Source organism: Mycolicibacterium vinylchloridicum (assembly GCF_013404075.1).
Taxonomy (GTDB): domain Bacteria; phylum Actinomycetota; class Actinomycetes; order Mycobacteriales; family Mycobacteriaceae; genus Mycobacterium; species Mycobacterium vinylchloridicum.
The window spans coordinates 1-13,760 of record NZ_JACBJQ010000024.1 but is presented as its reverse complement, the minus strand read 5'-3'; the positions used below and the strand labels follow the sequence as shown (position 1 = coordinate 13,760).

The 13,760-nt window shown below is 65.1% G+C and carries 12 protein-coding genes and 1 tRNA gene; 5 read left to right on the top strand and 8 right to left on the bottom strand.

From position 1 onward, the window contains the following. The first annotated feature begins 18 nt into the window (after nucleotides 1–18). Nucleotides 19–1,182 (top strand): acyl-CoA dehydrogenase family protein, encoded by a 1,164-nt coding sequence (locus tag HPC46_RS19995; RefSeq protein ID WP_179473073.1) that lies wholly within the window; start codon nucleotides 19–21, stop codon nucleotides 1,180–1,182. Then, nucleotides 1,179–2,000 carry a mycofactocin-coupled SDR family oxidoreductase gene (locus tag HPC46_RS19990; RefSeq protein WP_179473071.1) on the top strand — a complete coding sequence of 274 codons (822 nt, stop codon included), beginning with the start codon at nucleotides 1,179–1,181 and terminating at the stop codon, nucleotides 1,998–2,000. Before HPC46_RS19995 ends, HPC46_RS19990 begins: the two co-directional genes overlap by 4 nt. On the opposite strand, the gene HPC46_RS19985 is transcribed toward HPC46_RS19990, so the two are convergent. The 6 genes from HPC46_RS19985 to HPC46_RS19960 all read right to left on the bottom strand — a co-directional run bounded on the left by HPC46_RS19985 (nucleotide 1,954) and on the right by HPC46_RS19960 (nucleotide 7,188). Beyond that, entirely contained in the window at nucleotides 1,954–2,895 is a 942-nt protein-coding gene (locus HPC46_RS19985) for an alpha/beta hydrolase (protein ID WP_179473069.1), read from the bottom strand. The two genes, HPC46_RS19990 and HPC46_RS19985, sit on opposite strands and share 47 nt — an antisense overlap. Continuing rightward, nucleotides 2,892–4,226 carry a flavin-containing monooxygenase gene (locus HPC46_RS19980; protein WP_407665534.1) on the bottom strand — a complete coding sequence of 445 codons (1,335 nt, stop codon included), beginning with the start codon at nucleotides 4,224–4,226 and terminating at the stop codon, nucleotides 2,892–2,894. Before HPC46_RS19980 ends, HPC46_RS19985 begins: the two co-directional genes overlap by 4 nt. 21 nt (nucleotides 4,227–4,247) lie before the next feature. Further along, entirely contained in the window at nucleotides 4,248–5,321 is a 1,074-nt protein-coding gene (locus tag HPC46_RS19975; RefSeq protein WP_179473065.1) for a phosphotransferase family protein, read from the bottom strand. Continuing rightward, nucleotides 5,318–6,142, bottom strand: coding sequence for an SDR family NAD(P)-dependent oxidoreductase (locus HPC46_RS19970; RefSeq protein ID WP_179473063.1), 825 nt, complete (start codon nucleotides 6,140–6,142; stop codon nucleotides 5,318–5,320). Before HPC46_RS19970 ends, HPC46_RS19975 begins: the two co-directional genes overlap by 4 nt. Continuing rightward, a complete protein-coding gene (locus HPC46_RS19965) occupies nucleotides 6,139–6,909 on the bottom strand; it encodes an SDR family NAD(P)-dependent oxidoreductase (RefSeq protein WP_179473061.1) in 771 nt (256 codons plus the stop codon). Before HPC46_RS19965 ends, HPC46_RS19970 begins: the two co-directional genes overlap by 4 nt. A gap of 211 nt (nucleotides 6,910–7,120) precedes the next feature. After that, a tRNA-Phe gene (locus tag HPC46_RS19960) sits at nucleotides 7,121–7,188 on the bottom strand. Nucleotides 7,189–7,361: 173 nt separating this feature from the next. Between HPC46_RS19960 and HPC46_RS19955 the strand changes: the two genes are divergently transcribed. Next, a complete protein-coding gene (locus tag HPC46_RS19955; protein ID WP_233716527.1) occupies nucleotides 7,362–8,873 on the top strand; it encodes a rolling circle replication-associated protein in 1,512 nt (503 codons plus the stop codon). Nucleotides 8,874–8,903: 30 nt separating this feature from the next. Here the strand turns inward: HPC46_RS19955 and HPC46_RS19950 are convergent, their stop codons facing one another. Next, nucleotides 8,904–10,163: a hypothetical protein gene (locus HPC46_RS19950; RefSeq protein WP_179473059.1), complete on the bottom strand. Its 1,260-nt coding sequence runs from the start codon at nucleotides 10,161–10,163 to the stop codon at nucleotides 8,904–8,906. Nucleotides 10,164–11,098: 935 nt separating this feature from the next. On the opposite strand from HPC46_RS19950, the gene HPC46_RS19945 reads away from it, so the two are divergent. Together HPC46_RS19945 and HPC46_RS19940 are read left to right on the top strand one after the other, a co-directional pair. Further along, nucleotides 11,099–12,187 carry a helix-turn-helix domain-containing protein gene (locus HPC46_RS19945; RefSeq protein WP_179473217.1) on the top strand — a complete coding sequence of 363 codons (1,089 nt, stop codon included), beginning with the start codon at nucleotides 11,099–11,101 and terminating at the stop codon, nucleotides 12,185–12,187. Next, on the top strand, nucleotides 12,180–13,004 hold the full coding sequence (locus tag HPC46_RS19940; RefSeq protein ID WP_179473219.1) for a hypothetical protein: 825 nt from the start codon (nucleotides 12,180–12,182) through the stop codon (nucleotides 13,002–13,004). The genes HPC46_RS19945 and HPC46_RS19940 overlap by 8 nt, the downstream gene beginning before the upstream one ends. A 117-nt stretch (nucleotides 13,005–13,121) precedes the next feature. Here the strand turns inward: HPC46_RS19940 and HPC46_RS19935 are convergent, their stop codons facing one another. Further along, a complete protein-coding gene (locus tag HPC46_RS19935) occupies nucleotides 13,122–13,550 on the bottom strand; it encodes a hypothetical protein (protein ID WP_179473057.1) in 429 nt (142 codons plus the stop codon). Nucleotides 13,551–13,760: the final 210 nt, after the last annotated feature.

Here is a 13,760-nt window from a genome sequence, read left to right as displayed (position 1 = left end):
CCACCACCTAGGAGCCTGATGACCGACGTCAGCGACGACGACTTCCGCGAGATTCTGGCCCAGACCCGCCACTTCGTGCGGTCGGCCGTGGTGCCGCGGGAGGCGGAGATCATGGCCGACGACAAGGTGCCCGACGATCTGCGCGACCAGGCAAAGAAGATGGGCCTGTTCGGCTACGCGATTCCGCAGGAGTGGGGCGGGCTGGGACTGAACATCGCCCAGGACGTCGAGCTGGCGATGGAACTGGGTTACACGAGCCTGGCCCTGCGGTCGATGTTCGGCACCAACAACGGCATCGCCGGTCAGGTGCTGGTCGGGTTCGGCACCGACGAGCAGCGGGCACGCTGGCTGGAACCGATCGCGTCCGGCGAGGTCGTCGCCTCCTTCGCGCTGACCGAGCCGGGTGCCGGCTCAAATCCGTCCGGCCTTAAGACGAAAGCTGTTCGCGACGGCGAGGATTGGGTGATCACCGGTCGCAAGCAGTACATCACCAACGCACCGGTGGCGAACCTGTTCATCGTGTTCGCCCGCACCCGGCCCGCCGACGAGCAAGGCGCGGGGATCGCGGTGTTCCTGGTACCTGCGGACACTGCCGGTGTCGAGATCGGCGCCAAGGACGCCAAGATGGGTCAGGAGGGTGCCTGGACCTCGGATGTGAACTTCACCGATGTCCGGGTCGGCGACGACACCCTGATCGGCGGTAGCGAGGACATCGGGTACCGGGCGGCGATGACGTCGCTGGCCCGTGGGCGCATTCACATCGCCGCCCTTGCGGTCGGCTCCGCCCAGCGCGCGCTCGACGAGTCGGTCGCCTACGCGGCGACCGCGACGCAGGGCGGCACACCGATCGGCAATTTCCAGCTGGTACAGGCGATGCTGGCCGATCAGCAGACCGGGGTGATGGCCGGGCGCGCACTGGTGCGCGACGCCGCGCGCAAGTGGGTCGACAACGAGGACCGCAGGATCGCCCCGTCAGTGGCCAAACTGTTCTGCACCGAGATGGCGGGCAATGTCGCCGATCTCGCCGTCCAGGTGCACGGCGGGGCAGGTTACATGCGTGGTGTGCCGGTCGAGCGGATCTATCGCGAGGTCCGTCTGCTACGACTGTATGAGGGCACCAGCGAAATTCAGCGCCTTATCGTAGGCGGCGGACTAGTCAAGGAAGCGCAGCGCAAGGCATGACAGGAAAGCTCAGCGGCAAGGTCGCATTCATCACCGGAGCCGCTCGCGGGCAAGGCCGCGCGCACGCGGTGAAGATGGCGAGCGAGGGCGCCGACATCATCGCCGTCGACATCGCGGGCAAGCTGCCGGACTGCGTCCCGTACAACCCGGCCACCCCCGAGGAGTTCGCCGAGACCGTGCGTCTGGTCGAGGCCACCGGGCAGCGCATCATGTCGGCCGTCGTCGACACCCGCGACCTCGAGGGCCTCAAGGACGTGGTGCGAGACGGCGTCGCCGAGCTGGGCCGTCTCGACATCATCGTCGCGAACGCGGGTATCACCTCGCCTGCAGCATGGGACGAGATCACCCCGGAGGCGTTCCGGGATGTCATGGACGTCAACGTGACCGGGACCTGGAACACCGTGATGGCCGGCGCGCCAACAATGGTCGAAGCCGGCCGCGGCGGGTCGGTGATTCTGATCAGCTCCGCCGCCGGTATCAAGCTGCAGCCGTTCATGGTGCACTACACCGCGAGCAAGCACGCCGTCACCGGCATGGCCCGGGCGTTCGCCGCCGAACTCGGCAAGCACAACATCCGGGTCAACAGCGTGCACCCCGGTCCGGTCAACACCGATATGGGCACCGGGGACATGGTGGCCGCATTGGGCAAGGCAATGGAGACCAACCCGGCACTTCAGAACATGATGCTGCCGTTCCTGCCGATCTACATCGCCGAGCCGGAGGACATCGCCGACACCGTGTGCTTCTTGGCCAGCGACGACGCGAAACTGATTACCGCTGAAGCGATTTCCGTGGATCAGGGGTCGACGAAGTACTGAGGTGGCGGGTCAGGAAGGCCACCTGGTCACCGGCGGCCCTTTCGAACCAGTTGTGCCCGGGCCAGACGTCGAAGTGGTCACAGGGATAGTGGTGCACTTCTCCCCTGCCCAGCACGGCGGTCTTGACCACCGACTCGGCAGGCACGTAGCGGTCGAAGTCGGCGATCTGCACCAGCAGCGGACAGCGTAACCGCTTGGCGGCGTCCGCCGTTCGGATCGAGGCGATCTGCAGGCCGACCGCCGAGTCGACCTCGTTACGCCAAGTCGGTCCGGCCATCGCGGTGTAGCTCTCGTAGGCCCCGTCCAGCGCCAGCGCCCCGGGCTGACCGGGGTGGGCGACCAGCGGCATCAGTGTCGGGCGACGACCGCGGGCCACATCGATGCGACTCTTGAGGCCCACCGCTGTCCATTTCAGCGCCTGCCCGACATCGCGGTGTTCGACGGCGGCGCGGCTGACGGCCACCCCGCTGGTCAACGGCGTCATCGCGACCACACCCGCGATATCGTCGCGGTCGGCGGCCACCCGGAAGATGTGACCACCGGACATCGACGAGCCCCACAGCACGATCCGATTCGGGTCGACCCCCGGCAGCCGCTTGGCCGCGGCGACCGCGGCCTCGAAGTCACCGATCTGCGCGGCAACCGAAACCGTCTGCCGCGGTGTGCCTTCGGATGCACCGAACCCGCGGTAGTCGAAGGCGAGCACATCGACGCCGGCGGCGCTGATCCGCTGGGCGAACGGCTCCAGCCCCGAGTCCTTGGTTCCGCCGAAGCCGTGACCCATCACCACTATCGGGCGCCCGGCCGGGCCGGCGAAGGTGTTCCCCTCGCCGGGGAAATGCCATCCGCTGCAGCGCACTCCCGAGGAATCGAAGGTGATGTCGGTGCGGGTCATACGGCCACCTTTCGGCGGCGGGCCAGTTCGGCGCGTTTCATACCGGCCGGCAGTTCCCTGGTGCGGATGTCGTGGTCGTAGTGGAAGTAGTCGACCTGCTGGGTGTGCCGTGGCCGGTCGGTGCAATGCCCGACGTAGAGCTTCTGGTCGGCGTCGATCACCCGCTCCATCTCCGCGACCGGCGGCAAGGCGTAGCGCCCCACCGCGTAGGCGGCCAGCAGTTTCGCCTGGCATTCGATGAACGGAAACAGGGTCGGCACCGCCTGGGCGAACCCGATGAACACCAGATTGTCCATGCCCGGGAGGAACATTCGCTTGTAGAGCCGGATGGCGTTGTCCGGTGCGCTGACGAAGTCGGGGTCGAAGAACGGGAACGTGATGTTGTAGCCGGTGGCGTAGACGATCGCGTCGAATACCCCGCTGGTGCCGTCGTCGAAGTGGACGGTGTCCCCGTCGAGGCGGCTCACGTTGGGCTTGGGGATGACGTCGCCGGAGCCCAGCCGCAGCGGCAGTTCCACCGATTGGGTGGGGTGCGCCTCGAACAGCTTGTGGTTCGGCGCAGGCAGGCCGTACAGCTGGGGATTGATACCCATCGCGGGCGCCAGCAGCTGAACCGCCTTGCGCTGCCAGGACAACGGGATGTACGGCGACGTCTGCCACACGCTGTCGCCGGGGCGCCCGGCGATGTACTTGGGCACGATCCAGGCGCTCGAGCGGGTCGACAGGGTCACCGTGTTCTGCAGGGTGCGCGAGGACAGCTCCACGGTGATGTCGGCAGCACTGTTGCCGATTCCGACCACCAGGATCCGCTTGCCGGTCAGGTTCAGTGGGGTCTGCGGGTCGATGTAGTGGTGCGAATGGATTGTCTCGCCGGTGAATTCACCGGGGAAGTCCGGATATCGGGCATCCCAGTGGTGGCCGTTGCCGACCACGAGAAGGTCGAATTCCCGCGTCGCGCCATTCTGGTCGGTGATGTCCCAGCGGCCATCCCCATTGAGAGCCGCGTGCCGGACGCCGTTGTTGAACTCGATGTTCTCCAGCAACCCGAAGGTTTCGGCGTAGGAGTCCAGATAGGTCTTGATGTCGCTGTGGTGCGGGAACGACGGAAAATGTTCGGGGATAGGGAAATCCCGGAACGACAACCGTTGCTTCGAGGTGTCGATGTGAAGGGACCGGTAGGCGCTGCTCAATCCGTTGGGGTTGGCGAAGGCCCAGTTGCCGCCGATGCGGTCGGACAGCTCGAAGGTGGTGTAGGGCACGCCGTAGTCCTTGAGCATCTTGGAAGAGGTCAGCCCGCTGATGCCCGCGCCGATGATCGCGGTGCGGGGCATGGATTCGCCCAACGTGTGCTCCTAGCTCGTGATCAGTTCCAGTGTGCCTAGATCGCGGATAGCCGCACAGCCCCGGCGCAGCATCGCAGCCATCATGTCGTCACCGCGTTCGGTTTCCACCGCGAACGCGCAGCCGAGTGCGGAGATCAGCGGAACCTGGATCATCCCCAACAAATAGTCGTGCCAACAGGTTTCCGCGTCGTAGTCGCCGACCCCGGTGGCGAGAAGAGCCCGGTGGTATTCGGCGACCAGGTCCTTCTCGGCTTGCGCCCGCAGCGCCGGCTCCAGGCTGGTGCCGGTGAAGTAGGCGAGGTCGCGGCCGGCCAGCCCGACTCCGAGGGTCTGCCAGTCGACCACACTGACGCGCTCGCCGTCGAAGAGGAGATTGTCCAGCCGATAGTCGCCGTGCAGCAGCGCGAATCGCTCCGGCGCGTTCAGCAGCCATGGCGTCACCAAATCCATGGCTGCAACCAATGTTTCGGCATCTACGGCGTTCAGCCGCGATCCGAGCTTCTCCACGGTGATACCCGCGGCCATCTTGGAGATGTCGCCCAGCCCGCGGATGGCGTCCTCGCCGACAACCGACATCGCCAGGCCGGGGAACGTCTGCCACTGCGGGTCGCACCACGTCGGGCCGTGCAGTCCGGCCAGGGCACGCACCGCCAGGCGTGCCTCCGGCAGATCGCACCCGGCGATCTGATCGCCTTGGACGGCGGGGGCCTGATCGGCAAGCAGCAGTGCGTAACTGGCGCCCTCGTCGGCGATGGAGACGTGGTAGCACTGCGGGATCGGGATCGTCACCAGTTCGGCGACGGATTGATAGAACGCGCACTCGCTGCGGTAGCCCAGCGTCACCCGGTCCCGGACGGCGTCATCGCCCGCCGGCAATTTGAGGATGAAGCTGGCGGGCAGGTCGGCAGCACCTGCGGCGTAGGTCGCCGTGACCCGGAAGGTGGCGCCGGTCTGGCCCGTCCCCACCGGCGTCACCTCGACGGTCTCGACCTCGACGGGTGCACCGGGACGGCTGAGGATGCCGGCCAGCCAGCTGCCGGTGACGTCCGAGGGGTAGCGGGGAATCGCGGTCGGGGCGCTCATGATGTCGGTTGCCTTCTGTCGGTGCGTTGCTGGTCGACGAACCGCACAGCCATCCGGTTGAGCAGGCCGGGTGCCAGGCGCGCGAAGAGCCACGCCATGCGGGCCTGACGAGGTGCGACCAGGAGGGCCTTGTTGCGTTCGATGGCCCGGAGCGTATCGGCGGCCAGCCGATCTGGGCTATAGAACGTCTCACTGCGCTGGCCCATCTGATAGAACTCGCGGCCGTTGAAGTCGCCGAGCCAGCCCTTGTCCAGGATCGGGGTATCCACGGCGGTCGGGCAGATGGCCAGCACCCCGACGCCGTGGCCGAGCGCCTCGGTGCGCAGCGCCAGCGACAGGCCGACGATCGCGTGCTTGGTCATCACATAGCTGGTGATTCGGCCCGCGGCAGCGAGACCCGCCATCGATGCGGTGTTGACGATGTGGCCGCCCTTCTGGCGAACCATGTGCGGGTAGGCCGCATGCACTCCGTAAACCACACCCCGGATGTTGACGTCGATGATGCTGTTCCACTGATCGAGGGTGAGAAGTTCGGTGTCTCCGCCCCAGGTGATCCCGGCGTTGTTGAACAGCAAGTCGAGTCGGCCGGTGCGCTCGACGAGGCTGTCGACGGCGCGCTGCACGGCGGACGCGTCGGTGACGTCGAGTTGCAGGGCGGTCGCCGGTCTGGCCAGTGACGCGGCGGTGCGTTCGGCGGCAGCACCGTCGACATCGCTGCAGACGACGTCCGCGCCGGCACCGGCCAGCGCCCGGCACAGTGCCGCGCCGATTCCCGAGCCGGCACCGGTGACGATCGCCTGCTTGCCGGCGAATCGGGTCACGCCGAGGCCATCCGGTCGACGTGGGCGAGCACGTCGGGATAGCGCTTGAGGTGGGCGCCGCCGTTGAGGTCGAGGACCTCGCCGGTGAGCCAGGAGGCTTGGTCCGAGCAGAGGAACAACACGGCCTCGGCGACGTCTTCGGGGACGCCGACGCGGCCGAGCGGGGTGTTCTCGATGTAGTCCTCGAGGACACCCTCGGCCATCGTGACCAGTTCGGTCAGCGGGGTGTGGACGAAGCCGGGCGAGACGGCGTTGACCCGGATCCCGCGCGGGCCGAGTTCGAGTGCGGCGACCTGAGTCAGCATGGCCAGCCCGGCTTTCGCCGAGCAGTACGCACTCATGCCGGGTGCGGCCAGCCGCGCGTTCAGCGAGGTGATCGAGACCAGCGAACCACCTTCGCGCAGCTGCCGCCCGGCGTACTTCATCACGATGAAACTGCCGGTGAGGCAGCAGTCGACAATCGCCCGGAAGTCCTCGACGGGCTGTTCGGTGATCCGACCGAACCCGCCGAATCCGGCGGTGTTGACGACGATGTCGACTCCCCCGGTGCGCTCGAAGAGCGCGGCGACGCTGGCTTCGTCGGTGACGTCCACCCCGGCCGCGTCATGCGGGGCGCCGAGTTCCCCGGCCCGTTGCGAAGCCCCTTCGGCGTTGCGGTCGGCGATGGTGACCTGGCGTCCGGTAGCAGCGAGGCCGTTGGCCACCGCCCAGCCGATCCCCGATGCGCCACCGATGACGACTGCCCGTTGCGCTGCACTTTCCGACACTCGGCCTCCCACGACCCGGCACTGAAGCGGACTAACGAAGAGTCAACTGTAAGCCATACGGCATGCAAAGCGATATGGCGCTCCCGATGCCGGCATTGTGGCCACTTCGGATCAAGACCCCGTCGACGAGGATCGGGGATATGAACGGCTCGGGCTGGGGCTGCCGATGAGACCGCTGAAAACCGCTGAACGCGTGGGCATTTAATACTGCTGGTGGCCAGGGCCGGGATCGAACCGGCGACCTTCCGCTTTTCAGGCGGACGGGATAGCCGCTGACCTGCGGTTTATTTAATTCTGTGCGCCATATGCGCCGCATTGAGCTGCGCTGACGTATTCAGTCTGTCCGACGAACGGACATAAACCGGACACGGTGCTTGCACTCCTGACCAGGCGCTTCGTCGCTGCCGTTTGCGTTATCGACAGCCTCGGAGCTCCGGGGAGCAGGCACCCCAATGCCCAGCATCGACTCATCAGCCACCGTCTCAGCACCGTCGGCAGGCGGCTCATCGGCACCGGATGGACCGCCATTCGGGCTCGGTTCCGCGGGTGCCGCGGTGGACGGGAGGTCGCGAGCGCCCGAGGCCGCCAGGCCGCAGGGCGGGAGAGCGCCAGCGGTCGGCCGTACGTCGACCGAGGCAACCGGCCTCAACCCAGCCCTGGCCGGCGGGCTTGTTATATGTGCCGAAAATGTCCGCGAGCCCGTTGGCGACAGGATCGCGGCCGGTGAGGTGCGGGCGATCGACGCACTGGGGATGCGGTTCCCGAGCCCCGAGATGGTCGCCGCGGCCGCAGCGCTGTTCGAACCGGCACCGCCGTGGGCGCGTGGTCCTGGGCGTCGCGGCGTCGAGCCTGAATCCGGGCGGTTTCGCATTTCCGTCGGTCCCGGTGTCGTCCGGCTCGGGTGGACCAATCCTGTTCGGGCCGAGCAGACCGCCGAGCGGTCGGTCAGCCATCACCAACGGGACGTTGACGACGCGAAGTTCCATGTCCGACGAGACCTCGAAGGCAACGTCGGGCACGGTGATCGGGCCGTCGGGTCTTCGATCCGACGGAGTCTTACGGGAAGCGACCAGTCTGGTGCTGGCGGTGTCGTCACCGAGTGGTCCCGAAAGTCACGGTCGTCGATGTGCCGCACCTTCGCCGAGCTCGACTACAGCCCGCTGATCGAATCTGGGCGCGTTCCGGCGATGGTGACGCTCACCTACCCCGGCGACTGGGAAGTGGTCGCACCCGATGGAGCTAGCGTGAAGCGGCACATGGTGTTGTGGTGCAAGCGCTTCCAACGTGAGTATGACGAACCGGCGCGCTATATCTGGAAGCTGGAATTTCAGCGTCGCGGTGCCCCGCACATTCACCTTTGGATGGCCCCGCCGATTTCGCCTGGCCGGTCGGGGCGCAGCTTTGCTCAATGGCTGTCTGAAGCGTGGGCTCAGGTCGTCGACCACCCTGACGTCGAGCAGAAGGCGCGGCACCGGCTGGCCGGCACCGCCATCGACGTTCGTAATGGCCTGCGGGCGTGCGATCCGAAGCGGTTGGCCATCTACTTCACCAAGCACTCGTCGCCGAACCTGCACGGCGACAAGGAATATCAGCACATCGTGCCAGCGCTGTGGCGAGAACCCGGTAAAGGTCCCGGCCGGTTCTGGGGTGTCTACGGACTCAAGAAGGCGGTCGCCATCGTCGAGGTCGGCCAGGACGCGTACCTGGCCGCTCGGCGGATCGTGCGACGGTGGTCACGCAGCCAAGCGGTGTACGGCGATTCGGCCAGCCGCTTCCCCACTTCGATAGTGCCGCGCACAGCTACGCGCCTCGTCACCCGGATCGATCGCGTTACCGGCGTTGTGGCATGTCGGAGGGTTCGGCGACGACAAACGCTCTGCAATCAAGGGGGCCTTGCCGGCGGCTACGCACTGGTAAACGACGGACCCGCGTTCGCCGCGCAGGTTGCGCGCGCGATCACGTAGCCCAGATCGGTTTTGCCGCTGCGATGCCTCTTACTTCCGGCGGAAAAAGGTTTGGACGACGTCTTTCAGCTCGGCGGATCTAATCTTCGCCGCTTCGGTCAGATCGAATGCTCTGCCCTGGGCCGCGTCTGCCAGATTCACGGCCTTGACCTTGGCCACAGTTGCGCTCTCGGCCCCAGTTGTCAGCGCTTTGTCTACCACCTCACCCGCGGCCTGGCCCCATCGCTTCACGTCGCTGGCGGCGTGACCGGAATCGATGCCGAGACGGTGTTGGAAGGCCATCACGCCCGTCGTAATCTCGTTGCTCGATCGAACCGCTGCAGGCGCGTCGTACGGATTGAACAGCACCTTGGAGTTCGCGTTCCGAACGGTCTCATTCATCTGAGTCAGCAACCGGGCGGTGAGGGTCGAGACGACATCCAGGCGTTTGCGGCGGGCTTTGACCAAGCCCAGTCGGTGGCTGTCGAGGTCCTCGGGAACGGCGTCGAGCACGCGGTCGAGTTCCAGAATGGCTACCCCGTCCTGAAGCTGCAGGCAGCGCGCTATCACCGCCAGCCACTCTCGCACCTTGGGTTCGGCGTCCTTAGTGGCCTTGGCGATCTTGCCCAGATCGGCTTTCTTCTCCAAATTCTCGGAGAGGGCCTCAAGTTGACGTATGGCGTACGCCTCTGTTTGTGCGAGCACCAAGGAACTCGACTGAATCTTCGACCAGGTGATCTCCGAGACCCGTCCAACCTGACCGCGGACTGTCAGCGCGTCCTCAATGGCCAAGTCGACACCGATCATGTTCGCAAGCACAGCATCCTTCTGGGCGCGCAGAATGTCATCGACCTTCTCGTTGATCTCCTGGAGATACTCCACGATTTGGTCCATCTGCTGCTGCATCGCCTGCTGCTGCATCATCGTCGACAGTGCGCACAGCGCCATGGGTCCGCTAAGCAGTGCCGTCGGCGCCTGGGAGATCTGAAGCCACTGCTTGACCTCACCAGGCTTCCCGATCATTGCGTGACTGACGCCCGGGGTTTTGGTCGCCATCAGGCCGTATTGCTTGACAGCCTGCGCCGATTCCGCGGTTAGCTTGACCCAGCGGCCCGAGTTCGCGCCTACCTCCGAGCCGACGCGCAGTGCGGTGCCACCCGTACCGGCGAAGGACGAAAGACGGCGGACATCCAGCTCCTTAGAGGGCGCCGTACTGAGGCCTTGGTCGAGTAGGAAGCGCTCGACATCGGCTGAGTCACCGATCACGGCCAAACCGTCACCGTCGGTCACCAGTTCGATCTCGTTGGCCATCGTCTCTCCGTTGAAATTGAAGGCCATCAACCGGCCGCTTGGCTCACCTCGCAGACGCTACCGGTGGGCACCGACCACTGGGGCAATTGAGATTTGTCGCTGGCATCGGTCTACGGCGTTCGACGCTCTGCACAGCGTCCTGCGAATCCTGATCGGTTTGGGCGTAGCTGCACTGCAAATCCGGACCTTAGGGTTCCGAACATGCCTGCTTCTCCACCACAGTTTCATTCACCGGCACGACGGCCGCCGGCCTGGCAGCGGTGGGTACTCAACGCGCTGCACAACTTTGACCTATACACGATCGACGACTGGGCAGCGCGCATGAAGAGCCACCTTGAACGATCCGGTGGAGCCACCCCAATGCAGACTGCGCGCCATACCGTTGATGCTCTGCACTACGTGGAGAGACTCAGGCGTACGACCGCAATCCTTGCCGCACAAGGCAATCCGGCGGCTCGCTATCAACTGGCCGACGCCGCTCTCGACCTGAGGTCCGCTCTCGACAGGCTTCATGAAGCACGCGACGAGCTGCTGAAAGCCGCTGGGGCCGACCGTGTGACTGACGTTTAACGGTGGGCAACTGTCCGTGTGACGAATCAGATTCGCGCCATGTCGAGCCTGTTGAACGAGACCGGCAAAGCGAGTCGCCATCGACGGGTGCAGCACCGGCTCGCGTGCGGTGCTCCTAGGCCGAGGTTCGGGGGTGTTCAGTTTCTGAACACCAGAGGTCGGGTCTCCCGACAGCCACCTGCGTAATCGAAATTGTTCGGGTTAGGAGCCCATTCCGTTGTCAGCGGAATATCGCCATATCGCGAACAGATACGAAGTTTGCCCGGCCGGCAGGCGAGATGACATGCGCAGACGCAACCTGTTCGGGGTAACCCCCTTGTTCCGCAGCCATCGGAACAGGTATGTTTTCCGAACAGGAGATACTCATGACTGAACCAATCACTCCACCGCCCGGCACGGAGGCGGAGATCTTGACCGAGTGCACCGAACTACTCCGCGATCGTCTACCTGACGACTGGCGAGTCGACATTCAGAGACCGCCGATGGACGCCGCCATAGACGCGATCCTGGCACTCACCGCACCCGCGGGTGAGCAAGTTCGATTCCTCGTAGAGGCGAAGAGGCTAGTCGCCGGCCGCGACGTTCCTAGGATCTCGGAACAGTTGCAGTGGGCAGCAGATCGCGAGCTCATCGACACCGAGACCATGGTCATGTCCCGATACCTGGCGCCCCCAGTTCGCGAGCGGTTGTCGCAGGGGAACATGTCGTTCATCGACGCCACCGGCAACATCTTGATCCAGTCGTCACGTCCCGCGCTGTTCGTTCGCGACCGGGGCGCCGATAAAGATCCATGGCGAAGCCCGGGCCGGCCGCGCGGATCGCTGGCAGGTGAGCCCGCCGCGCGTGTAGTCCGGGCACTCATCGCAAAGCGGGGGCCGTGGTCGGCGCGCGATCTCGTCGGCGCGTCCGGGGCATCCACCGGCGCAACGTACCGGGTGTTGGAGTTCCTTCAAGAAGAGGGGCTGGTGGAGAAGATGGGAACGGACTACGTCCTGAACGACTGGCCAACCCTCCTACGCCGATGGAGTCGTGACTACAGCTTCTTGCGCACCAACCGCACATCAAGCTACATCGAGCCTCGCGGCCTAGAGGCGCTGCAGAGGAAAGCTGCTAATTCTCAGTACTCGCAGTACGCAATAACGGGAACGATCGCGGCAGCGCAGTGGGCGCCTTACGCACCCGCCCGCGCGGCGATGGTCTACGTCGATGATGCGGCGCGCGCAGCAAAAGAATGGGGCCTACGGCCAGTGGATAAGGGCGCCAATGTGATTCTCGCCGAACCTAAGTACGACGTCGTGTTCACCGGAACCGGTACCAATCGCAACGGTGCTGTCATTGTCGCGATTGAACAGGCGGCAGCAGACCTACTCACGGGTCCGGGCCGGAACCCCTCTGAGGGAGAGGAACTCATCTCATGGATGGAGCGAAACGAAAGTGAGTGGCGACGTGGATGACCTTCTCGTCAAAGCCCGTTCAGCCCTACTGGACGCACTTGAAGCCCTGAATGAACAACACAATTCGATCGTCGTGGTCGGCGCGCAGGCCATCTATCTGCACAGTGGCCACGCTGACGTTGCAATCGCCGAAGCAACTAAGGACAGCGACCTGGCGGTGGACCCTCGGGAACTCCCCGAAGAGCCACTGCTTGAAGAAGCGATGAAGCGAGCTGGCTTCTACCCGAACGTGAACGGGCAGCCTGGAGCATGGCTAAACCCGGCAGGCATCCCGGTCGATCTGATGGTTCCAGATGCGTTGTCGCAAGGCGGTAGGTCTCATCGCGGAGCCCGAATCCCACCCCACTCCAACCAAGCAACAAGGCGGACCGTCGGGTTGGAAGCCGCCGTGGTGGACAACGAGCTCCGCACGATATCTGCGCTCGCCCCTGACGACACAAGGACTTTCGAAGCCCGAGTCGCCGGGCCAGCCGCACTCTTGATTGCGAAAATCCACAAGATCCATGAACGGCGCGACCAACCTGACCGCCTCAACGATAAGGACGCTCACGATATCTACCGCCTGCTTGTGGCAACAACCGACACGACCGCACTCGGATCGAGCTTTCAGCGCCTACTGTCCGACCCGATCTCCAAGACGGTGACCGAGCAGGCCCTCGATTGGCTGCGACCTCTTTTCGCCGACGGCCCCGATGCACTTGGATCGGTCATGGCAGGTCGGGCAGAGGAAGGGATCGGCGACCCCGACTTGGTGGCAGCTTCTGTCGCCGCGCTTACAGCCGATGTGCTCGCTGCCGTCGCGGATGCGCCCAGGTAACCCAAGAGCGAGGGATACGTGCGTCGCACTCGGCGACGAATCACGCAGGTCCGCCTTCTCTGGTCGGTGAACCCACCGATAAACACGGGGAAGTCCAGTTGCACGACAAGCACGGGATCAGCAACAGCGCGAGTCGAGGTGCCCACGGACAACCGTGAGGTCTCGTGCGCGGTCACGGGCGATCCGCTTCGACTTCACGGTGAAGGCGGACTTCTCGATCACCACGAGACGCAGCCCATGATCCGGGATCTCGGTGCGCTTGCGCTCGTCGTAACGGCGGCGCTGCTCGGCGCGGCCGACTCCGGAGACGGTCTGCCGACGGTCGAAGAACTCCACCGCTTCTGAGTGCTGCTCCTCCTGGAATTCCACGACAAGCCCCAGGCTGGGCCAGTACCCGTCGACTGGGAGCTCCGTACCGCGCGGTCGCGATGGTGACGGGTCTCCGCGGAGCCAGTCGAACCGCTGCTGGCGCCGTCCCTGAATCCCGAGGATCTCGTCGCACAAATCGAGGACGTAGTGCTCGTCGGAGTCGGCGCGGCTGGCCATTGCGCGATCATCGCACCGGTACTCACCTAGGTTGCCCGCACCCCGCGGAATCACTGACGTCGCACGGAAGCAGTGGTGCGCCCGGTCAAGTCCAGGGGCGTGGTGTACGACGTCGTCGTGTGATTCTTCGATGTGATGGTTCAGGCGGTCAGTGCCGCGGGGGTGGCCTCCTGTTCGGTCGGTGAGCTCTGATCGGCTCGGGATTTGCTG